This is a genomic window from Pseudomonas akapageensis, assembly GCF_011355085.1.
GTDB classification, from domain to species: domain Bacteria; phylum Pseudomonadota; class Gammaproteobacteria; order Pseudomonadales; family Pseudomonadaceae; genus Aquipseudomonas; species Aquipseudomonas akapageensis.
In genome coordinates this window covers 133,006-153,822 of sequence record NZ_VXCP01000001.1, presented here as the reverse complement: position 1 = coordinate 153,822, position 20,817 = coordinate 133,006, and the positions used below count along the sequence as shown (strand labels likewise).

At 59.4% G+C, this 20,817-nt stretch carries 18 protein-coding genes; 16 read left to right on the top strand and 2 right to left on the bottom strand.

The genetic code is table 11. The annotated features are described in order from the left end of the window. Nucleotides 1-137 precede the first annotated feature (137 nt). The 14 genes from waaF (at nucleotide 138) to F2S13_RS00600 (ending at nucleotide 15,676) form a co-directional block, all read left to right on the top strand. Nucleotides 138-1,187 (top strand): lipopolysaccharide heptosyltransferase II, encoded by a 1,050-nt coding sequence (gene waaF / locus F2S13_RS00665; RefSeq protein ID WP_166357973.1) that lies wholly within the window; start codon nucleotides 138-140, stop codon nucleotides 1,185-1,187. A gap of 1 nt (nucleotide 1,188) precedes the next feature. Further along, nucleotides 1,189-2,250, top strand: a complete 1,062-nt coding sequence (gene waaC, locus F2S13_RS00660) for a lipopolysaccharide heptosyltransferase I (RefSeq protein ID WP_166357971.1) — start codon at nucleotides 1,189-1,191, stop codon at nucleotides 2,248-2,250. Beyond that, the gene (locus F2S13_RS00655) at nucleotides 2,250-3,374 is read left to right on the top strand and encodes a glycosyltransferase family 4 protein (RefSeq protein ID WP_166357969.1); all 1,125 of its coding nucleotides are present in this window, start codon (nucleotides 2,250-2,252) and stop codon (nucleotides 3,372-3,374) included. The genes waaC and F2S13_RS00655 overlap by 1 nt, the downstream gene beginning before the upstream one ends. Further along, the gene (rfaP, locus tag F2S13_RS00650) at nucleotides 3,371-4,177 is read left to right on the top strand and encodes a lipopolysaccharide core heptose(I) kinase RfaP (RefSeq protein WP_166357967.1); all 807 of its coding nucleotides are present in this window, start codon (nucleotides 3,371-3,373) and stop codon (nucleotides 4,175-4,177) included. Before F2S13_RS00655 ends, rfaP begins: the two co-directional genes overlap by 4 nt. Beyond that, nucleotides 4,177-4,911, top strand: coding sequence for a lipopolysaccharide kinase InaA family protein (locus F2S13_RS00645; RefSeq protein WP_166357965.1), 735 nt, complete (start codon nucleotides 4,177-4,179; stop codon nucleotides 4,909-4,911). Before rfaP ends, F2S13_RS00645 begins: the two co-directional genes overlap by 1 nt. Beyond that, a complete protein-coding gene (locus F2S13_RS00640; protein ID WP_166357963.1) occupies nucleotides 4,908-5,660 on the top strand; it encodes a lipopolysaccharide kinase InaA family protein in 753 nt (250 codons plus the stop codon). The genes F2S13_RS00645 and F2S13_RS00640 overlap by 4 nt, the downstream gene beginning before the upstream one ends. Beyond that, nucleotides 5,660-7,099, top strand: a complete 1,440-nt coding sequence (locus F2S13_RS00635; RefSeq protein WP_166357961.1) for a lipopolysaccharide kinase InaA family protein — start codon at nucleotides 5,660-5,662, stop codon at nucleotides 7,097-7,099. The genes F2S13_RS00640 and F2S13_RS00635 overlap by 1 nt, the downstream gene beginning before the upstream one ends. Nucleotides 7,100-7,237: 138 nt before the next feature. Beyond that, complete coding sequence (locus F2S13_RS00630) at nucleotides 7,238-8,995, top strand: carbamoyltransferase family protein (protein WP_166357959.1); 1,758 nt, start codon at nucleotides 7,238-7,240, stop codon at nucleotides 8,993-8,995. Further along, nucleotides 8,979-10,109 (top strand): glycosyltransferase, encoded by a 1,131-nt coding sequence (locus tag F2S13_RS00625; protein ID WP_166358456.1) that lies wholly within the window; start codon nucleotides 8,979-8,981, stop codon nucleotides 10,107-10,109. The genes F2S13_RS00630 and F2S13_RS00625 overlap by 17 nt, the downstream gene beginning before the upstream one ends. Then, on the top strand, nucleotides 10,109-11,005 hold the full coding sequence (locus F2S13_RS00620) for an antimicrobial resistance protein Mig-14 (protein WP_166357957.1): 897 nt from the start codon (nucleotides 10,109-10,111) through the stop codon (nucleotides 11,003-11,005). The genes F2S13_RS00625 and F2S13_RS00620 overlap by 1 nt, the downstream gene beginning before the upstream one ends. Continuing rightward, a complete protein-coding gene (locus F2S13_RS00615) occupies nucleotides 10,975-12,411 on the top strand; it encodes a PIG-L deacetylase family protein (RefSeq protein ID WP_343046962.1) in 1,437 nt (478 codons plus the stop codon). Before F2S13_RS00620 ends, F2S13_RS00615 begins: the two co-directional genes overlap by 31 nt. 39 nt (nucleotides 12,412-12,450) lie before the next feature. Next, nucleotides 12,451-13,407 (top strand): glycosyltransferase family protein, encoded by a 957-nt coding sequence (locus tag F2S13_RS00610; RefSeq protein WP_166357955.1) that lies wholly within the window; start codon nucleotides 12,451-12,453, stop codon nucleotides 13,405-13,407. A 158-nt stretch (nucleotides 13,408-13,565) separates the two neighbouring features. Next, nucleotides 13,566-14,459 carry a glycosyltransferase family 2 protein gene (locus F2S13_RS00605; RefSeq protein ID WP_343046961.1) on the top strand — a complete coding sequence of 298 codons (894 nt, stop codon included), beginning with the start codon at nucleotides 13,566-13,568 and terminating at the stop codon, nucleotides 14,457-14,459. Beyond that, nucleotides 14,456-15,676: an O-antigen ligase family protein gene (locus F2S13_RS00600; RefSeq protein WP_166357953.1), complete on the top strand. Its 1,221-nt coding sequence runs from the start codon at nucleotides 14,456-14,458 to the stop codon at nucleotides 15,674-15,676. The genes F2S13_RS00605 and F2S13_RS00600 overlap by 4 nt, the downstream gene beginning before the upstream one ends. Here F2S13_RS00600 and F2S13_RS00595 read toward each other — a convergent pair. After that, nucleotides 15,673-16,329: a protein kinase family protein gene (locus F2S13_RS00595; protein ID WP_246237667.1), complete on the bottom strand. Its 657-nt coding sequence runs from the start codon at nucleotides 16,327-16,329 to the stop codon at nucleotides 15,673-15,675. The genes F2S13_RS00600 and F2S13_RS00595 overlap by 4 nt on opposite strands. A gap of 106 nt (nucleotides 16,330-16,435) precedes the next feature. Between F2S13_RS00595 and msbA the strand changes: the two genes are divergently transcribed. Continuing rightward, entirely contained in the window at nucleotides 16,436-18,238 is a 1,803-nt protein-coding gene (gene msbA, locus F2S13_RS00590) for a lipid A export permease/ATP-binding protein MsbA (protein WP_166357951.1), read from the top strand. A gap of 146 nt (nucleotides 18,239-18,384) precedes the next feature. After that, nucleotides 18,385-19,806 (top strand): bifunctional D-glycero-beta-D-manno-heptose-7-phosphate kinase/D-glycero-beta-D-manno-heptose 1-phosphate adenylyltransferase HldE, encoded by a 1,422-nt coding sequence (gene hldE, locus F2S13_RS00585; RefSeq protein ID WP_166357949.1) that lies wholly within the window; start codon nucleotides 18,385-18,387, stop codon nucleotides 19,804-19,806. 8 nt (nucleotides 19,807-19,814) lie between these two features. Here the strand turns inward: hldE and F2S13_RS00580 are convergent, their stop codons facing one another. Further along, nucleotides 19,815-20,780 carry a metal ABC transporter ATPase gene (locus F2S13_RS00580; protein WP_166357947.1) on the bottom strand — a complete coding sequence of 322 codons (966 nt, stop codon included), beginning with the start codon at nucleotides 20,778-20,780 and terminating at the stop codon, nucleotides 19,815-19,817. Nucleotides 20,781-20,817: the final 37 nt, after the last annotated feature.

The window sequence follows — 20,817 nt, the reverse complement described above, 5'->3', positions numbered from 1 at the left end:
TGGGGTGGTCAGGTGGCAAGCGCACTGTGCACGCTGAGTGGCGTACACTGGTCGAATAACGCCTGATTTAAAAAAGACGGGGAGGCCAGGCTGTTCTCATACAGGCTGAAGCCTCCCTGATCGTTTCTGGATAGAGCATGAGAATTCTGATCATTGGGCCCAGCTGGGTCGGCGACATGGTGATGGCGCAAACCCTGTTCCAGTGCCTGAAACAGCGTCATCCTGACAGTGTGATCGATGTGCTGGCACCCGAGTGGAGCCGGCCGATCCTGGAGCGCATGCCCGAAGTGCGCCAGGCCTTGAGCTTTCCGCTCGGCCATGGCGTGCTGGAACTGGCGACCCGGCGCAGGATCGGCAAGTCCCTGCGGGGCCAATACGACCAGGCGATTCTGCTGCCGAACTCGATGAAGTCGGCGCTGGTACCGTTCTTCGCCGGCATTCCCAAGCGCACCGGCTGGCGTGGCGAGTTGCGCTATGGCCTGCTCAACGATGTGCGTACGCTGGATAAAGAGCGCTATCCACTGATGATCGAGCGTTTCATGGCCCTGGCCTATGAAGCGGGCGCCGATCTGCCCAAGCCTTACCCGCGACCGCGCCTGCAGATCGGCGCGGCCAGTCGCGATGCCGCCCTGGCCAAGTTCGGTTTGAGCCTGGATCGGCCGGTGCTGGCGCTGTGCCCTGGTGCCGAATTCGGTGAGGCCAAGCGCTGGCCTTCCGAGCACTACGCCAAGGTTGCCGAAATCAAGATCCGCGAAGGCTGGCAGGTCTGGCTGTTTGGCTCGAAGAACGACCATGCGGTCGGCGAGTCGATCCGTGGGCGGCTGATTCCGGGCCTGCGTGAAGAGTCGGTCAACCTCAGCGGCGAGACTTCGCTGGCCGAAGCCATTGACCTGATGTCGTGCGCCGACGCCGTGGTGTCCAATGACTCCGGCCTGATGCATGTGGCCGCTGCGTTGAATCGTCCGCTGGTGGCCGTATACGGTTCCACTTCGCCTGGATTCACGCCGCCGCTGGCCGAACAGGTCGAGATCGTGCGCCTTGGCCTGGAGTGCAGTCCGTGCTTCGATCGAACTTGCCGTTTCGGCCACTATAACTGCCTGCGTCAACTCGAACCCCAGGCCGTGGCTGCTGCCTTGCAGCGCCTGGATGGTCCGACGCTGATCGATGTCACGGTAGAGGTCCAGTAAGTTGCGGGTATTGCTGATCAAGACTTCTTCCCTGGGCGATGTCATCCATACGCTGCCGGCCCTGACCGACGCGGCTCGGGCCATTCCGGGCATCCGTTTCGACTGGGTCGTGGAAGAGGGCTTTGCCGAAATCCCGGCCTGGCACCCGGCGGTCGACAAGGTGATTCCGGTGGCCATCCGCCGTTGGCGCAAGAATCTCTGGCAGACCATCAAGAGTGGCGAATGGCGACGTTTCAAGCAGCGCGTGCGGGAAACCCGTTATGACCTGGTCATCGATGCCCAGGGGCTGTTCAAGAGTGCCTGGCTGACCCGCTATGTAAAGGCGCCGGTCGCTGGCCTTGATCGCAATTCGGCGCGTGAACCCCTGGCCAGCCGTTTTTATCAGCGGCGCCTGGCCGTGGCACGTGGCCAACATGCTGTTGAGCGCGTGCGCCAGCTCTTTGCCCTGGCCCTGGGCTACGACCTGCCTTCAGGTATTGGCGACTACGGATTGAATCGCTCGCGCCTGCTGGAAAAGCCGGCGTCTGTACCCTATGTACTGTTTTTGCACGGCACTACCTGGGACACCAAGCATTGGCCCGAAGCCTATTGGCGTGAACTGGCCGAACGCCTGGGCCAGGCGGGCATCGAAGTGCGCCTGCCCTGGGGCAACCTGGCCGAACATCAGCGTGCCGACCGTATTGCTTCGGGCTTGAAGAATGCCGTGGTGCTGCCCAAATTGAACCTGGCCGGTGTCGCCCGTGTACTGGCGGGTGCCAAGGCCTGTGTCGCGGTAGACACCGGCCTCGGTCACCTGGCCGCCGCACTGGACGTGCCGACACTGTCGTTGTTCGGGCCGACCAATCCGGGCCTGACCGGTGCCTACGGCAAGGGCCAGGTGCATCTGGGCAGCGATTTCCCCTGTGCCCCGTGCCTGCAGAAGAAATGTACCTATCAACCGACGGCTGAAGATCAGCGTCGGTTCGATCTGAAACGCGAGTGGCCCCTGTGCTTTACTCGTCTGAACCCCGAGCGCGTGGCAAGCCGACTGGCTGCGATGCTGCTTGCCGAGGATCTTCGTTGATGCAACTGGCTTTTGTGCTTTACAAGTATTTCCCGTTCGGTGGCCTGCAGCGCGACTTCATGCGCATTGCGCTGGAATGCCAGCAGCGCGGTCATCAGATCAGGGTTTATACCCTGATCTGGGAAGGCGACGTGCCGCCCGGCTTCGAAGTGCTGGTAGCGCCGGTCAAGGCGCTGTTCAACCATCGGCGCAATGAAAAGCTCAGTGCCTGGATGGAAGCCGACCTTGCCAGGCGCCCGGTAGACCGTTTGATCGGTTTCAACAAGATGCCGGGTCTGGACGTCTACTACGCAGCCGATGGCTGTTTCGAGGACAAGGCCCAGACCTTGCGCAACTCGCTGTATCGGCGCTGGGGGCGCTACCGTCACTTTGCCGAGTACGAGCGGGCAGTGTTCGCGCGGGACGCGAAAACCGAAATCCTGATGATTTCCGAAGTGCAGCAGCCGCTGTTCATCAAGCACTACGACACACCGGTAGAGCGTTTTCACCTGCTACCGCCGGGTATCGCCCAGGATCGTCGGGCTCCGGCCAATGCAGCGCAGATTCGTGAGGCTTTCCGTCGCGAATTCGCGCTCAAGGATGATGAATTGCTGCTGGTGCAAATCGGTTCAGGCTTCAAGACCAAGGGTGTGGACCGCAGCCTGAAGGCATTGGCGGCACTGCCGTCGGCCTTGCGCAAACGTACCCGGCTGAAGGTCATTGGCCAGGACGATCCCAAGGTCTTCCAGTTGCAGAGTGCTGCGTTGGGGCTGGGTGAGCAGGTGCAATTCCTCAAGGGGCGCAGTGATATTCCGCGTTTTCTGCTGGGAGCCGACCTGCTGATCCATCCGGCCTACAACGAAAACACCGGTACGGTGTTGCTCGAGGCGTTGGTGGCCGGTTTGCCGGTGCTGGTATCGGCAGTATGCGGTTATGCCCATTACATTGCCGAGGCCGACAGCGGCAAGGTACTGGATGAGCCGTTCGAGCAGGACCAGCTCAATCGATATCTTGAACAAATGCTCGAAGACGACACCGCCCGCGCACAGTGGGCGCGCAATGGCCTGGCCTTTGCCGAGACGGCCGACCTTTACAGCATGCCGCAACACGCGGCTGATGTGATTCTGGCGCAGGGGCACGAATGAAACTGATACTGGCTGAACCCTTCAAGCGGCTTTGGGCCGAGCGCGACGCGTTCGCCGAAGTCGAGGGCTTGCAAGGGCAGGTATACCGCGAGCTGGAAGGCCGTCGAACCTTGCGTACCGAAGTCGAAGGGCGCGGTTATTTCGTCAAGATCCACCGGGGCATCGGTTGGGGCGAGGTGGCAAAGAATCTGCTGACGGCAAAATTGCCGGTGCTGGGAGCGGGCCAGGAATGGCGGGCCATCGAGCGCCTGCATGAGGTCGGTGTACCGACCATGACCGCAGTGGCCTATGGCGAGCGCGGCAACAATCCGGCTGCCCAGCATTCGTTCATCGTGACCGAAGAGCTGGCGCCGACTGTCAGCCTCGAAGACTTCAGCATCAACTGGCGTCAGCAACCGCCACAGCCGCGCCTCAAGCATGCGCTGATCGCTGAAGTGGCGCGCATGACCGGCATGATGCACCGGGCAGGTGTCAACCATCGTGACTGCTACATCTGCCACTTCTTGCTGCACATCGACAAGCCAGTGACTGCCGATGACTTCAAGCTCTCGGTCATCGACCTGCATCGGGCCCAGACCCGTTCGCAGATCACTCGGCGCTGGCGCAACAAGGACCTGGCAGCCCTGTATTTCTCGGCGCTGGATATCGGCTTGACCCAGCGAGACAAACTGCGCTTCCTGCGTGGTTATTTCCAGCAGCCGTTGCGCCAGATATTGCGTGACGAGGCGTCGTTGCTCGCCTGGCTCCAGGCCAAGGCCAACAAGCTCTATGAGCGCAAACAACGTTATGGGGATGCGCTCTGATGGCGGGTTGGAGACTGGAGCCTCCCTACGCGCACCTGGCGGCAGACTTCGGAACCCTCGATGCCGTGTTCGCCTTGCAGGGCGAGCAGTTGACCCACGACCTGTTGTCCGAGGTCATCCGCGTCGAGCGTGAGGGGGTCAGCTATTACGTCAAGCGTTATCGCGGTGCGGGCAAGGGCTTGCGTCGTTATCTGGGCAAGCCGCGGGTCAAATCCGAGTGGCAGAATCTCAAGCGTTTCGCAAAGTGGGGAATCCCTACCGCCGAGGTGGTGGCCTGGGGATTGGAGCGGCGCGGAGCGACCTACGACCGCGGCGCGATGATTACGCGCGAACTGCCGCGCACCGTGGATCTTGCGGTGTTGGCACAGCGCTCGGATCCGCTGTTGTCCGACGCCGGCTGGGTCGATGGCATCAGCCGTCAGCTGGCGCGCCACACGCGCATCATGCATGACCACCACTTCACCCATAACGACCTGAAGTGGCGCAACCTGCTGGTTGATGACGAAGGCAAGCTGTATTTCATCGACTGCCCCAATGGCGACTTCTGGTGGGGGTTCATGCTGCGTTACCGGATCACCAAGGACCTTGCCTGCCTGGACAAGGTTGCCAAATATCACCTGTCGGCGACCCAGCGGCTGCGCTTTTATCTGCAGTACCGCAAGCGTGCGCGGCTCAATGCGTCGGACAAGCGACGCATCCGCCACATCGTGACGTTCTTCGAGGGGCGTGAATGAGTGATTTCATTGCCGCCGCCGATCAGGGGCTGCTTCAGCGCCATGGTTTGAATGAGTTCGAGCAGCTCTGGGAGCTGGAACTCGATGCCGTGGACCCGCCCGATATCGGCCGTGGCGGCTGGAGCAGCGTCCATCGCCTTGAGCTGGAGGGCAAGGGTTTCCACCTCAAGCGCCAGAGCAACTTCCTGGTGCGTTCCTGGCGTCACCCCTTTGGCGAGCCGACCTTCGCTCGCGAGTTTCGCAACATCAGCCATTATCAGGAAGTTGCAATCCCGGCCTTGCAAGCGATCTTCTTTGGCGAGCGCCGGGTCAAGGGCGAGCGCCGTGCAATCCTGATAACCCGTGCTCCGGATGGATGGTCCGACCTGGATACGCTGCTGGCTGACTGGCCGACGTTCGAGCTCGGGCGACGCGAAGCGATTCTCAAGGCCTGCGGCGCGCTTGCGCGGGTGCTGCACGGTGCGGGGCAAGTGCATGGCTGTTTTTATCCCAGGCACATTTTCCTGCGCGCACGTGCCGAGGGTTATCAAGCGCAACTGAACGATCTGGAGAAAACCCGGCCATTGCTGTTTGGCTGGCGCGACCGGATCAAGGACCTCGAGCCATTGCTGCGCAGGGCGCCGGTCTGGAGTGAAGACGAGGTGCGGTTGCTGTTGTCGGTCTATCTGGATCAGGCCCGGGACAGTTCGCTGGTTGATAGCTGGATGCAGCGCCTGGGTGCGCGCCGCGATCATGGAGGGGTAAGTTGATGCGTTTGTCCGAACTGAAAAGCGCCGGGCGCAGTCCGGCGTTGCCCTTGAGCCTGGAATTGGCCGATGCCGCGGGCCCGGCTCAATTGCAATTGTTGAGCCTGTTGCGGGTATTGCCGGGGCAGCGTTATGTCGGTGCGGCCGTCTGGCGCGGGCGTGCGGTGCTGGCCAAGCTGCTCGTCGGGCCGAAGGCGGCACGGCACTTTCAGCGTGAATTGGCCGGAGTTCGGCTGCTCGCCGGACAAGGCTTGACCACACCTGCGCTGCTGGCCGACGGGCTGAAGGAAGGTGAGGGGGGGTGGTTGCTCTTTGAGTTCCTCGAAGGTGCCCAGAGCCTGGGCGATGCCTGGGCCGCGGTCGAGCATCTGCCGGCCCTGGCCGATGAGCAGCAAACGGTCCTCGGTGAGGCCCTGGCTGCCGTGGCCGCGATGCATGCCAAAGGCTTGTGGCAGGAAGACTTGCATCTGGATAACCTGCTGCGTCATCAAGGGCGTTTGTACCTGATCGACGGCGCCGGAGTGTGTGCCGAGGAGGCTGGCAAGCCGTTGTCACGTCAGCGCGTACTGCAGAACCTTGGCGTGTTGTTCGCGCAACTACCCAAGCACTTCGAGCCTCACATCGAAGAGTTGCTGGTGCACTACCTGCTGACCAACGGTGAACATGCCTTGCCGCTCGAGGCCCTGCAAAAGCAGGTCGATAAAGTGCGCAGCTGGCGTCTCAAGGACATTCTCGACAAGGTCGGCCGTGACTGCACGCTGTTCAGTGTCAGCCGTGGTGCCTTCGCCTTGCGCGCCATTCGCCGCGAAGAAGAACCCGCCATGTTGCCGGTACTGGCTCAGGCCGATGCACTGCTCGACAAGGGGCACTTGTACAAGACCGGTGGCGCGGCCAGTGTCGGTCGTGTCCAGGTGGGTGGCAGGACGCTGGTGGTCAAACGCTACAACATCAAGAACATGCTGCATTGGTTCAAGCGCTTCTGGCGCCCGAGCCGCGCCTGGCATTCCTGGGTCGAAGGCAACCGCCTGGATTTCCTCGGCATCGCCACGCCAAAGCCGCTGGCCCTGCTGGAGCGGCGTTTTTTCTGGTTGCGTCGCCAGGCCTACCTGGTGACTGAATACTTGTCAGGCCCGGACATGCTGGAGCATTTCGCGCCGTACGTGGCAACCGGGGACGTGCCGGAGAACGAGTTGCTGGCGCTGGACCAGTTGTTTGCCGACTTGATCGGGGCACGGATCAGCCATGGCGACTTCAAGGGCCACAACCTGTTCTGGGATGGGCAGCGCTGGGCTTTGATCGACCTCGACGCCATGTGCCAGCACCACAGCCTGCACAGCTTCGCCCAGGCGTTCGCCCGGGACCGGGCGCGCTTGTTGCGCAACTGGCCGGTGGACAGTGCCCTGTACCAGATGCTGGATAGTCGCTTGCCCAAACTGGACTGATACGCTGGTTATCCTCGTTCCCATGCTCCGCGTGGGAACGCCCTCTCCTGACGCCCCATTTACGCTATAATCCCGCCCTTTAGCTGCCGCTCGCCCATTTGGCGGGGCACATATTTCAAGTTTAAAGAGGCTCGACCCTTGGCATTGACGATTCTTGGCCTGTCCGGCGCCCTTAGCCATGATCCTTCCGCGGCCCTGTACATCGACGGCAAGCTGATCGCCGCCGCTGAAGAAGAGCGCTTCGTGCGCGATAAACATGCAAAGAACCGCATGCCCTATGAGTCGGCGAAGTTCTGCCTGGAGCAAGCCGGTATCAAGCCTTCGGATGTCGATGTGGTGGCGATTCCGTTCGCCCCCATCAGCCTGTTCGGCAAGGCGCGCTGGCACTACGCCAAGCGTTACTGGTATGCACCGGATCGCGCCCTCGACGCGCTGCTGATGGGCAACCGCCGCTACAAGCGCTACCGCAAACACATCGTTTTCTGCCTGCAGCAGCTGGGCTTCGATCCGAAGAAGATCAAGATCGAGCCGGTCGAGCACCACCTGGCGCACGCTTCCAGTGCCTACCATTGCTCCGGCTTCAAGGAAAAGACTGCGATCCTCGGCATCGACGGCAAGGGCGAATACGCCACGACGTTCTTCGGCTACGGTGAAAACGGCAAGATTCACAAGATCAAGGAGTTCTTCGATCCGGACTCCCTGGGTGGCCTGTACGGCGCGATCACCGAATTCCTCGGTTTCGAGATGCTCGACGGCGAGTTCAAGGTCATGGGCATGGCCCCGTACGGCGACGCCAGCAAATACGATTTCTCGCGCCTGGCCAGCTTTGAAAACGGCGAGCTGGTGATCAACACCGAATACGCCAACGTCATCGGCCTGCGTCGCTACAAAGAGAAGGGCAAGGGCTTCTACTTCTCGCCGAAACTGATCGAGTGGCTGGGGCCGAAGCGCGAAGGCGACATCGCCGACGAGCCGTACATTCACTACGCGGCCAGCATGCAGGCGCTGTTCGAGAAGCTCGCGCTGCAGATGATCGACCACTACCTGGGCGACATCCTCAAGGAAACCGGCAAGCTGGCATTCGCTGGCGGCTGTGCGCTGAACGTCAAGCTGAACCAGAAGATCATCGCCCGTCCCGACTTGAAGGAGCTGTTCGTACAGCCGGCATCCGGCGATGCCGGTACTGCAGTCGGTGCGGCGGCTTACGTGTCCCATGCCCGTGGCGTACCGGTAGAGAAGATGGAACACGTCTATCTCGGCCCGGCTTACTCCAATGAAGATGTGATCGCAGCCTGTGCCCGTCATGCCAGCAAGCCGGTCTGGCGCAAGATCGACAACATGCCGCAGCGCATTGCCAAGATCATGGTCGACGGCAACCCGGTGGCCTGGTTCCAGGGCCGCATGGAGTTCGGTCCGCGCGCGCTCGGGGGGCGCTCGATCATCGGTTGCCCAAGCGTGCCTGGCGTAGCCAACCGCATCAACGAACAGATCAAGTTCCGTGAGCGCTGGAGGCCCTTCTGCCCGTCGATGCTCGACACCGTCGGCCCGCAGATGATCAAGGTCGATCACCCTGCGCCTTTCATGACCTTCACCTTCGAAGTGGCTGAAGAGTGGAAGACCCGTGTGCCCGAAGTGGTGCACGAAGACGGTACTTCCCGTGCCCAGGTGCTCAAGCGCGAATACAACCCGCGCTACTACGACATGATGAAGGCACTCGAAGACCTGACCGGCAACGGTGTGTCCTTGAACACTTCGCTGAACCGCCGGGGTGAGCCGATGATCTGCTCGCCGACCGACGCGTTGAACATGTTCTTCGGCTCCGACCTGCAATACCTGATCATGGAAGACATCCTGGTGGTCAAAGACGGCGCGGATGCCTATGACACGCTCGGCTGAACGGCGCGTCCTGCAGTTCTGTCACGGCTATGACGGGCCGTTCCTGGACTGCGCGCGGCAATACGCCAGCCTGTTCGCCGGCAGCGGCTATCGGGTGACCACGGTGTTTCTCACCGGGGTCGCCGACCCGGAAGTCACCGCGGGCTGCGCATCCGACGAAGTCCTGTTTCTCGAATACAGCTCCAGTGCCGTGCGCGGCCTGAAGCTGGGCGCCATCCGGGATCTGCGCAAGATCGCCGCCTCGCGCAATTTCAGCTTCTGCATCGCTCATCGGTTCAAGCCGATTTACATTGCCTTGCTCGGCACCAACCTGCCGGTCATCGGTGTGCACCACGCCTTTGGCGATTACCAACGGCGTACGCGCAAGCTTTTTGCTCACCTGTTTCGCAAACGCCTGAGCCTGCTTGGCGTATCCGACGCAGTGCGCGATGATATGCGTAAGTGTCTGCCCAATTGGCCGACCGGGCGGATCCGCACCCTCTACAACCGCATCGATACCGAGGCCCTGCAGGCTTCGCAATTGCCGGCCAGCCAGGCGCGAGAGTCGCTGGGCCTGGCCAGTGATGCGTGGATTGTCGGTAATGTTGGTCGCCTGCATCCAGACAAGGATCAGGCTACCCTGTTGCGCGGTTTCGCCCAGGCATTGCCGAGCCTGCCCAAGCCGGCTCAGTTGGTAATCATGGGCAAGGGCCGGCTTGAGCAGGACCTGAAGGAACTGGCGCATGAACTGGGTATCAGTGCCCAGGTGATCTTTGCCGGCCAGGTCCCTGACGCGCGGCTTTACTTCCGTGCTTTCGATGTCTTTGCCTTGAGCTCGGATCACGAGCCTTTCGGCATGGTCCTGCTTGAAGCGATGGCTGCCGGCGTACCTCTGCTGGCCACTGCCTGTGGCGGTGCCAAGGAAGTGGTCGAGGGTGTCGGCATCCTGTTTCCGCTTGGCGATGCCACGCATCTGGCGCAGGGCCTTATCCATCTGGCATCCCTTGATGCCGAGCAGCGTGGGGCTTGCGCCGAACTCATGCAGCAACGTCTGCATGAACGCTTTTCCGATCACGCAGTGCGTGAGGCTTTCTGGCGACTGCCGCAAGTCACCGATCTGATCGCGGAGGCTTGATGCTCAACCGAATTCAAGGCTGGCGCGAGCGCGGATGGACGGTGGTGGATGCCACGACTTATGCACAAACCTGGCAGCGTTTCGGCGGCAGCGTGGCAACCCACCCGCTGGTCATCGAGCAACTTGCCGATCTGGCGCAAATCCCGGTGCGCTACCTGGCCTGGGAGCAGCACGGCGACATCAGGGCGGCGATCCCGACCTGGGGTCGGCATTTGGCCTTGTCCAAGGAAGTGCTCAAGCGCCGCGGCAAGAAGGGCTTGTTCGACTTGGGCAACGCCGAATTGATCCTGCCGGCCGCCGCCGATGCCAAGGCGCCGTTGCGTCACGCCGGACGATATCTCTCGGCGCTCAACGAGGGCCGCTTCAGTGATTTGAAGCCGCAGCCTGAAAGTCTCGCCATGGCCCGCGAGCCGGAAGACCTTTCGAAAAAATTCCGTTACAACCAGCGCCGCGAACTGCGCTTGCTCGAAGAGGCTGGAGGGGTGATACGGCCGGTCACTGATTTCAGCAGTGCCGAACTTGCCAGCATCTACTGCGATCTGTTCCAGCGCCGCTGGGGGTTTCCGGCGACCGGTGCCGAACGCATGGCCGAAGTGATCGAACGCTTGCGTCCGCTGTTGATCGGTTCGGTCGTGTTCCTGGACGACGCGCCGATCGCCATTCAGTTGGTCTATCGAGTCGAAGCGCCCGAGTGGATCAGTGTCGAGTACATCAATGGTGGTGTCGACCCGCAGACGCGGGCGTTCAGTCCGGGCAGCGTATTGAGTTTCCTCAATACTCAAAGTGCCTGGGAAGATGCCCGCGCCAGGGAAAAGCCGCTGCGATTTTCCTTTGGGCGCGCTGATCGCGACTACAAGGATCGTTGGTGCAACCCCGTGCCGGTATTCCAGGTTTGAGCCGCAAGCAGCAGCTCCTCAAGCGTCATCGACGCAACAAGCGTCTGGGCCTGTTGCTGGGGCTGGTGCTGCTGCTTGCCATTGGCATGCTGGTGGCCTGGTGGTTGCCTTTGCTGTTGGCGGTATTGGGCTGGATGGCTCACGAAGCCTGGTTTGCCGATCACCTGTTCTATTCGCCGAGCGAGGACTATCAGTACCGCTTTCCCGAAGACAGCGAGCAAGTGAAAGTTCGTCTTGATGACGATCGCCTGGTACTCGAGCAGCCGTTGAGCCTGCAGGGAGATGAAACCCTGGTGCTGAGTGTGCAGCTCAGGAGCAGTTGGCTGGGGCGTTTCCTGGATCCGGCAGTGGAGCTGTCGGGGGGCGGGCAATCCGACCGGCAAGCTTTCGAGCGCGGGGTCAAGGGCAAGCGTTACCTGAACCTGACGGGGCTGGCTGGTCCGCTGCTGGAAGGTAGTTTGCGCCTTCGCGGGCGCTTCTGTCGTCTGTTCGGGGAGCCCACCTTGTGGGTATTTCGTCACCCGGACTATCGTCAACAACGGGTCATGGTCATTGCTCCCCACGCCGACGATGCCGAGCTTGCAGCCTACGGGCTGTACAGCCAGGCCGCCGAAACCTGGATCGTGACCCTGACGGCAGGCGAGATCGAAGCCGAGCATTACCAGCAAATGGGGCTGCCCCCGGCCGAAGCCGCGCGCATGAAGGGGCGGTTGCGAGCCTGGGACAGCCAGACAGTGCCGCGTTGGGCCGGGGTGCCAGAGGCGCATTGTGTTCAACTGGGATATTTCTGTTTGCAACTGCCAGCCATGCAGGCGATGCCCGATCAGCCGATCCCATCGCGTGAGGCGGACTTGGGCGATACCCGGCTATTCAGGCAGTTCAACACCTTGACCTTGCCCGGTGACGCCGATGGTGCGCCGACCTGGAACAATCTGCTGGCCGACCTGCGAGCCTTGCTGTCATTGGCCAGGCCACAAGTCGTGGTCATGCCGCAGCCGTCGCTGGACCCGCATCCAGACCATATCTGTGCACAGCAAGCAGTGCTGCAAGCCTTGCAGGGTTTGCCATGTCAGCCCGAGACGTTGCTGAGCTATGCCAATCATCTTCATGATAATGACCGTTGGCCCATGGGAGACTCAGGAGCAGGTGTCGCCCTGCCACCGGTGCTTGAGACCGAACAGACTTGGCTGCCTTATTGCTTATCGCTTGATCTTGCGCAACAGCGCGACAAGGCGATGGCGCTCGGTATGATGCATGACCTGCAACCGCGACCACCTTTGAAACGGCGGGTGCGGCGAGTGTTGCAGCGTGTGCTGGCCGGTCGACAGGGTTCGGTTTATGGCGAGAACGAGTTTTTTCGCAAGGCCGTGCGTAGACATGAAATGTTCTGGCGCATCGATGTATAACCGGAACGTGCGTGGCCGAGAATTGCGGCAAGGAAGATGATGAGAGTTTTGTTTCTGGTGCAGAAAGAGCAGCGTGCCATTCTCGATCGCCTGTATGAGGGCATCGCGGCGCATTGCGAGTGTGACTTGCGGTGGCTGAGCAGTGCGGAGCAGAGAAATCTTCGTGGCTATTTTCGCCGTGAAATCGATGTCACGAAATATGATCGGATCATCTTCTTCCTTCGCTTCAAGCAGGAAATACGCCAGGTCGGCTTTATCAGGACTGTCCCCAACCTCGTCATCCTCGAGCATGATGCCTACCAGAACTACATCCCGTGCAAATACACGGGCAAGTTCAGTGCGCATTACCGCAAGCTGCCGTGGGCGCGGGTAATCAGTTCCGGCTTCATGGTCAGCGAACGCCTGCGCCAGGAGGGCTTCGACGCGGTCTTCGTACCCAAGGGGTACGATCAGACATTGCTGAACGATCAGGGGCGCGAGCGGGATATCGAACTGGCTTTCGTTGGCAGTACCGGCAGTGTTGCCTACAGTGGCCGCAAGGCCCTGCTCGATGAATTGGGGCGGGTCGAGAACCTGGTCGTCACCCGGACCAATTCCGGTGAAGACTACTGCGCTACCTTGAACCGGATCCGGTATTTCGTAAGCGCGGATGTCGGCATGGGCGAGTACATGATCAAGAATTTCGAGGCCATGGCCTGTGGCTGCGTCCTGCTGGCATTCGATCAGGGTGAAGCGGAGAGTCGTGCGCTGGGGCTGCAAGACATGCATAACGTGGTGCTCTACAGCGATGTCCCGCAACTGCAGAAAAAACTGGCGTTGTTACGCGAAGTCCCGGAGCTGGCTGCGCGTATTGCCGTCAATGGTCGTGATCTGGCAGAGTCGCAATTCAGATTCGAACAGATAGGCGCGCGGATCGTACGTGAGCTTGAGCCTGATTTGCGAGTACAAGCACCACTCAGTTGGTTGGAGAGGTTGCGCGTTACGCTGGGGATTTGATTTGAAACAGATATTCACCGCAAATGATGATGTCAATTTGATATTTCGTAACATCCGTGTTCCCCTGTGTCCATTGTCGGGTTGGCTTGATACCTGTTCTGGAAAATTGGTCAGAGGGGAGGGTGGTGGGTATCGCAGCGAGTCGCTAAGGATCAAGTGTGAATAACATAAAATGGCCGCTAGTCTCGATTCTGGTGCCTTGCTTCAATCATGAACTCTACATCGAGGAGTGCCTGCTGAGCATCCTTCAGCAGGACTATGACAATTTTGAACTGATTGTAGTGAATGATGGGTCAAGCGACTCCAGCGCTGAAAAAATCGAGGCGCTGCGTCAGATTTACAATTTCCAGTTCTATCAGCAGGAAAATCAGGGCGTCAGCGCTGCTCTTAACAACGCCCTCAGCCATGCATCCGGCGAGTTCGTGATCACTCACGACTCAGACGATGTGATGCTCGCTGGTCGGTTGCGTCGTCAGGTCAGCTATATGCAAGAGCATCCGGAGGTCGGGTTGCTCGGGGCCAGGGTTATCTACATCGATTCCAATGGCAAGCCGATCAAACACGAGGATCCGGATGGCGGAGTGGTCAAGCGTTGGAGCTTCGATCGGTTGCTTGCAGAAGCTTACGCCGTGGGTGCGCCGGTAGCCATGTACCGGCGTGAGGCCATCGACAGGGTGGGGGGGTACGACCCGTCGATCAAGGTCCAGGATTTTCAGATGACGCTGAAAATCGCTGAACTCGATTACAAGGTGGACATCCTGCCGGACTGGGTGACCCTCTATCGTCGCCACGATACCAATATTTCCAAAACAGCATATAAAAGTCAGCTGACTTACGATATGCAGGTCATCGAAGAATATAGAAGAAATCCAGCCTATGAGGCTGCAAGACTGGCGATTATCAATAAAGCGCTGAAAGAATCGGTTGTCATGGACAAAAAGTTCGCTTGCACTCTATTTGCAAGTGTTCCAGTCCATCGCTGGAATCGATTGATGTGGAAGCGGTTCAGGCGTTTCATTTTAAAATTTAGCAAGCCCAAAGGTGTCAAGTGAATCAGTTGTTCCAGCAGCATCGCTTTTGGATGTGGGGCATTGCCGAAGGGCAAGCGCAATTGCGATCAATCCGTGATCGTTTTGGTATTGCTGGATTGTTGTTGGGGTTTGGCTTGTTCTGGAGCGTCGCTGGAGTGATGCTTACCCCGACGTTGAAATTTTACGATCGTCTGTTGATCGTGTTTGTTTACCTGCCTTGCCTTTACCTTGTGATTCGGCAATTTCAGAGCTTCCGCGAAGCCGTGCTGGCGCGTAAGGAGTTGTGGCTGTTTTTTCTTATTTTTGCATGGTCGCTAGGGTCGCTTGCATGGAGTATTGGCGTTGATCGATATCTGACGCTCATCAAGCGCGAGTTGTTCTTCTTGCTGGTGCTGCTGGGATGGATCGTCTGGGGACGAGTGTTCAGGCGTCAACTCCAGACCATGTTGATTATGTTTGGTGCGCTCGCGGGCCTCTATTCACTGGCTGCATTGATTGCTTATCCATTCCGCGAAATTGATCGAATGTATGGATTCGGCGGGTTCATGGATAACCCGAACCCTTCTGGATACACCATTGCCTTTCTTGTCGTGCTGAGTTGTTCCTGGTGGCCAAGGCATAACGGTGCGCGTGTCGTTTGGGCTTTGCTCCAGGCTTGCTCCATTGCCTTTGTTGTGCTGACCGGTAGTCGTGGTGCGATGTTGGCCTTGGCTGTCGTGGCCGGGTCGATCGTTCTTGTGGGGGGTGGGCGGTTTTACAGGGCGATCGCCCTGAGCATCCTCATGTCTGTTGTGGCGCTATTGATGATCAATCCATCATTGTTACAGCGTGGCGATTCCGAGCGACTGTCGTTGATTCGTGGCGCATGGGATCTTGTGCAGCAACATCCATGGCGGGGTATCGGGTTCGGTAGTGACTACGAAGTTACTGCAGGGGAGCAGGCGTTTGGCCATTGTCACAACTTCGTTCTGGATACAGCGGTACAGTATGGCGTGGTATTCACTGCAGTCTGGCTGTTCTTGTGGTTCTGGCTCGGCTTCCACCTCTGGCGGTGTCGGGTGGAAACTCTGGGCATGTCCATCTTGATGGTCTGGGTATTTGCTACAGTCTCGATTCAATTCGACGTGTTTATCCTGTTTGGAGGTGCACGCGCGATGTGGATGGTAGTCTGGATTCCATTCGTGTTGGCACTGTGCACGGACAAGTCGCAAACGCCCGGTATTACTCCAAGTAGTTAGCTGACCAGCATCAGGCCTTCTGTGAGGGCCTGGAGTTTCCAGTCGCGGTTGCTGTATTCAATGTAGCTATCGAAGAACAGCTTTCCTTGGTCTTGAAATAACCACGCCTGGTCATTTTTGTAACGACGCATGTGTTGAAAGTTACGCAGGCACAGGTTCTTGCGCAATGGCCGGCGGAGGATACGCATGTCCGCGATATCGATCAGCCCCAGCTCATTGTCTGGGGTCATGATCACGTTGCCTAAGTGCAATGAACGGAAATAAATGCCCAGATTGTGCAGCTGCGCGACAAACCGTCCGAACTTCCCGGTCAAGGCTGCATCATTGAATTGTGCGGGGTCGGCAATGAGCTGGCGGAGTGTCTGGCCGGGCAGCGGTTGGTAGTGCACAACGTCGCGAGCAATATCGGCAATTCGATAGGTTGCCAGAACCTCAGGACAAGGAATTCCGCTCTTCTTGAGCGCCAGTGCATTGCGGGCGAAGCGTTTGGCATAGGGAAAAAACGCTGCCGACGAAATCAGTCTCTTGCGCCGAAACAGCTTCATGAAATTGCCGTCTGCAAGGCGTAAAACCTTGTCTCCGAAGAAGTCAGCTTCTATGACCTCGGCATCTCTGCGTAAGGCTTGGTAGTCAGAGTAAGCGAGTGCGCGCATGCGGCCTCCTTCGAAAATGGCGGCCATGATACCTCAGCTGGTGACCTAAGGCCCAATGCTCCTGGGTTGTGCTAGTATTTCGGCTCTTTTTATCGTATCGATGCCCATGAACACGCCAGCGAACCGCGAATCCTCCAGCCTGAAAATCTATTTCCGACTGCTGAACTACGTGAAGCCTTATGTGGGCATCTTCCTGCTCAGTATCGTTGGTTTCGTGATCTTCGCATCTACACAGCCAATGCTGGCTGGCATCCTCAAGTACTTCGTTGACGGCTTGAGCAACCCCGAGGCGGCTCTGTTCCCCAATGTGCCCTATCTGCGTGATCTGCAATTGCTGCAAGCCGTGCCGATGTTGATCGTGCTGATCGCTGCATGGCAGGGGCTGGGTTCATACTTGGGTAACTATTTTCTGGCCAAAGTATCGCTGGGGCTGGTGCATGACTTGCGCCTCGAGTTATTCAACAAACTCCTGGTCTTGCCCAATCGCTACTTCGATACCCACAATTCTGGCCACTTGATATCACGTATCACCTTCAATGTGACCATGGTCACCGGTGCTGCCACGGATGCGATCAAAGTGGTGATCCGAGAAGGGCTGACCGTGGTGTTCCTGTTCGGCTATCTCATCTGGATGAACTGGAAGCTGACGCTGGTCATGCTGGCGATTCTGCCGTTGATTGCCATGATGGTCGGTAAATCCAGCAAGAAGTTTCGCAAACAGAGCAAGAAGATTCAGGTCGCGATGGGTGATGTGACCCACGTGGCGTCGGAAACCATTCAGGGTTACCGAGTGGTGCGCAGCTTCGGCGGTGAACGTTACGAGCAGGAGCGTTTCGCCAACGCCAGCCAGAGCAACACCGACAAGCAATTGCGCATGACCAAGACCGGTGCGATTTATACACCCATGCTGCAGCTGGTGATCTACACCGCCATGGCTGCATTGATGTTCCTGGTGCTCTTTCTGCGCGGCGATGCGAGCGCCGGTGACCTGGTTGCGTACATTACCGCCGCCGGTCTTTTGCCCAAGCCGATTCGTCAGCTATCGGAAGTCAGCTCGACCATCCAGAAAGGCGTTGCCGGTGCTGAAAGCATTTTCGAACAACTGGACGTCGAGCCTGAAGTGGATCTGGGCACGGTCGAGCGTGATCGCGTCAGCGGGCAGCTGGATGTACGTAATCTCAGCTTTACCTACCCGGGCACGGACCGTGAGGTGCTCAGCGATATCAGCTTTACCGCGATGCCTGGCCAGATGATTGCCCTGGTTGGGCGTTCGGGCAGTGGCAAGTCAACCCTGGCCAGCCTCATACCGCGCTTCTACCACCATGAGCAGGGGCAGATCCTGCTCGATGGCGTCGATACCGAAGAATATCGCCTGCGTAACCTGCGTCGGCATATCGCCCAGGTGACTCAGCATGTCACGCTGTTCAACGACACCGTGGCCAACAACATCGCCTATGGTGACCTGGCAGGTGCTCCTCGTGAGCAGATCGAAGCCGCCGCGGCAGATGCCTATGCCAAGGACTTCGTCGATCAGCTGCCCGAGGGGTTCGATACCCAGGTCGGAGAAAACGGCGTGCTGCTTTCCGGCGGCCAGCGCCAGCGCCTGGCAATCGCGCGAGCCCTGCTAAAAAACGCACCGCTGCTGATTCTCGACGAAGCCACTTCGGCACTTGATACCGAGTCCGAGCGGCATATCCAGGCAGCACTCGACCAGGTCATGAAAGGCCGGACCACCCTGGTTATTGCTCACCGCCTGTCGACCATCGAAAAAGCCGACCTGATTCTGGTAATGGATCAGGGCCGTATCGTCGAGCGTGGCACCCATGCCCAACTGCTGGCGCAAAATGGTTTTTACGCCAGGTTGCACGCCATGGGGCTGGACGAGCCTGCCAAAGCGGACATCACCTGAAACAGGGCATCGGGGCGACTGGCTCGCCTCGATGCCAAATCGCTGCTTTAATCCAATCGCCTGCGATGATGGCACGGCAATCGCTCAAGGCAGCACCAAGCCTGTGCTAATATCGCCCCCTTTTCATTTTGTATGTGGGTTGCTCCATGAAGTTGTCCATGCCGCGATTCGATCAAGCCCCAGTGTTGGTGGTCGGCGATGTCATGCTCGACCGCTATTGGCATGGCGGTACCTCACGAATCTCGCCTGAAGCCCCGGTGCCGGTGGTCAGGGTCGAGCAGATCGAGGACCGTCCGGGCGGTGCGGCTAACGTTGCCTTGAACATTGCCGCGCTAGGTGCGCCCGCTTCCCTGGTGGGTGTCACAGGCCAGGACGAGGCTGCCGAAAGTCTGGCCAACAGCCTGAAGGCTGCCGGCGTGCGTGCTGTTTTCCAGCGTATCGCCCATCAACCGACCATCGTCAAACTGCGGGTGATGAGCCGTCACCAGCAATTGCTGCGTATCGATTTTGAAGAGCCCTTCGCCACGGATGCATTGTCGCTGGGGGCTGAGGTTGACACCTTGCTCGACGGCGTCAAGGTCCTGGTGTTGTCGGACTATGGCAAAGGTGCATTGAGAAACCACCAAAGCCTGATCCAGGCTGCGCGGGCCAGGGGCATCCCGGTGTTGGCGGATCCCAAGGGTAAGGATTTCTCGATTTACCGTGGCGCCAGCCTGATTACGCCAAACCTCAGTGAGTTCGAAACCATCGTGGGCCGCTGTGCCGATGAGGCGGATCTGGTTGCCAAGGGCGCACAGCTGATGCACGAGCTGGAGCTTGGCGCCTTGCTGGTGACGCGGGGTGAGCACGGCATGACCCTGCTGCGGCCGGATCATCCGGCATTGCACCTGCCGGCCCGGGCCCGTGAAGTTTTCGATGTGACCGGTGCGGGCGATACGGTTATTTCTACCCTGGCGGCGGCAATCGCGGCAGGCGAGGAATTGCCCCATGCCGTGGGGCTGGCCAACCTGGCCGCCGGTATCGTGGTCGGCAAGCTCGGTACCGCAGCCATCAGCGCACCGGAGCTGCGTCGCGCCATTCAGCGCGCAGAGGGCTCCGAGCGTGGTGTGCTGAGCCTGGATCAACTGTTACTGGCCATCGACGATGCGCGTGCGCACAAAGAAAAAATCGTCTTCACCAATGGCTGCTTCGATATTTTGCATGCCGGTCATGTGACTTACCTGGAGCAGGCCCGTGCCCAGGGGGATCGATTGATCGTTGCCGTCAATGACGATGCCTCGGTCAGCCGCTTGAAAGGTCCGGGGCGGCCGATCAACAGCGTTGATCGGCGCATGGCGGTCCTGGCCGGACTGGGCGCGGTGGATTGGGTCATCAGCTTCCCTGAGGACACCCCTTCGAATCTGCTCAGCCAGGTCAAGCCCGATGTGTTGGTCAAGGGCGGCGACTATGGCGTCGAGCAGGTGGTCGGCGCCGATATCGTCAAGGCTTATGGCGGGGTGGTGAAGGTGCTGGGGCTGGTGGAAAACAGCTCCACCACCGCCATTGTCGAGAAGATCCGCAAGAACTGAAGTGCGGGTTATTTGTTCAGGCTGCCGCGCGCTATCTGCATCAGCTGTCGAGCCTTTCCAGTCAAGTGTTGCAAGCCTGAGCGCGGCCTTTGCGGTTCGCTCAGGCCTTGTTGCCTGAGCCAATCCTTCCAGCGAATTCTTTCTTCCTTCACCAGCCAGCCTTCCTGCCTTGCGAAACTCTCGGCGAGGTAGAGGCCGCGGGTGCTGGCCGGCTGCAGTTGATCACGGGTCAAGGTGTACAGCTCGGGACGGGGATGGCCTTCATTGAGCGGCATCAGGTACAAGTCAGGGCTGTTGCGGTTCAGGCGCGCGACCAACTGGTCTTTTTCCAGGCGTTCATCGACATGGAACAGGCTCAGGGACTTGGCTTCCCTGGGGACATGCAGGCGCAAGTCGTAGATCAACTGCAAGGAGGCGGTTGGCAAATGAACATAAGCCCGTGGCCGCTCGATCAAGTGCATGCTGCCGCAGCGTACGGGTCTCGCGGCGCCGGAAAGCGGCGTAAGGCTGAACGGCATGGCATCGCGGTAGTGCAGGGCGCCGGCATAGGGCGCCGGTAGCCAGGTTTCGTTGAAGCGCCCACCCAGCCAGCCTTCGGGAGTTTCCAGCAGGCATTCTTCGGCGACTTCCTGAATGGCTGTATGCAGAGGCAGTGTCAGTTCATGGGCCGGCACATACCCCGATATCAGCTTGAGCACCACATCGCCCCGGTCCTGGCGGCGCTGGCGGACCAATACCCAGTAGTCCCGGTTCTGCCAGTTCAGGGTCAGGCGCACGGACACGCCGAGGTTGGCCAGCTCCACGCTGAAGCGCTCGCTGTCGCCGATCTGAATCTGTTTGCGCCGTTGCAGGGTCTGGGCGAAGTTCAGCGGCATCCCGATACTGTGGTAGCTCAATCCATCGGGAGTCGCTTCGACATGCAACGGCAGGGTCTTGAAATTGCCGGGATTCTTTCTGATCAGGGTTCGCGGCATGTCGGCTCCTTTGTGTTGGGGTCGGCCGCGTGAAGCG

Bases quoted from the DNA above. Each gene is read 5' to 3' on its own strand.
- waaF (WP_166357973.1), top strand. From the start codon at position 138: ATGAGAATTCTGATCATTGGGCCCAGCTGGGTCGGCGACATGGTGATG.
- F2S13_RS00655 (WP_166357969.1), top strand. From the start codon at position 2,250: ATGCAACTGGCTTTTGTGCTTTACAAGTATTTCCCGTTCGGTGGCCTG.
- rfaP (WP_166357967.1), top strand. From the start codon at position 3,371: ATGAAACTGATACTGGCTGAACCCTTCAAGCGGCTTTGGGCCGAGCGC.
- F2S13_RS00645 (WP_166357965.1), top strand. From the start codon at position 4,177: ATGGCGGGTTGGAGACTGGAGCCTCCCTACGCGCACCTGGCGGCAGAC.
- F2S13_RS00640 (WP_166357963.1), top strand. From the start codon at position 4,908: ATGAGTGATTTCATTGCCGCCGCCGATCAGGGGCTGCTTCAGCGCCAT.
- F2S13_RS00635 (WP_166357961.1), top strand. From the start codon at position 5,660: ATGCGTTTGTCCGAACTGAAAAGCGCCGGGCGCAGTCCGGCGTTGCCC.
- F2S13_RS00625 (WP_166358456.1), top strand. From the start codon at position 8,979: ATGACACGCTCGGCTGAACGGCGCGTCCTGCAGTTCTGTCACGGCTAT.
- F2S13_RS00620 (WP_166357957.1), top strand. From the start codon at position 10,109: ATGCTCAACCGAATTCAAGGCTGGCGCGAGCGCGGATGGACGGTGGTG.
- F2S13_RS00610 (WP_166357955.1), top strand. From the start codon at position 12,451: ATGAGAGTTTTGTTTCTGGTGCAGAAAGAGCAGCGTGCCATTCTCGAT.
- F2S13_RS00595 (WP_246237667.1), bottom strand. From the start codon at position 16,329: ATGCGCGCACTCGCTTACTCTGACTACCAAGCCTTACGCAGAGATGCC.
- msbA (WP_166357951.1), top strand. From the start codon at position 16,436: ATGAACACGCCAGCGAACCGCGAATCCTCCAGCCTGAAAATCTATTTC.
- hldE (WP_166357949.1), top strand. From the start codon at position 18,385: ATGAAGTTGTCCATGCCGCGATTCGATCAAGCCCCAGTGTTGGTGGTC.
- F2S13_RS00580 (WP_166357947.1), bottom strand. From the start codon at position 20,780: ATGCCGCGAACCCTGATCAGAAAGAATCCCGGCAATTTCAAGACCCTG.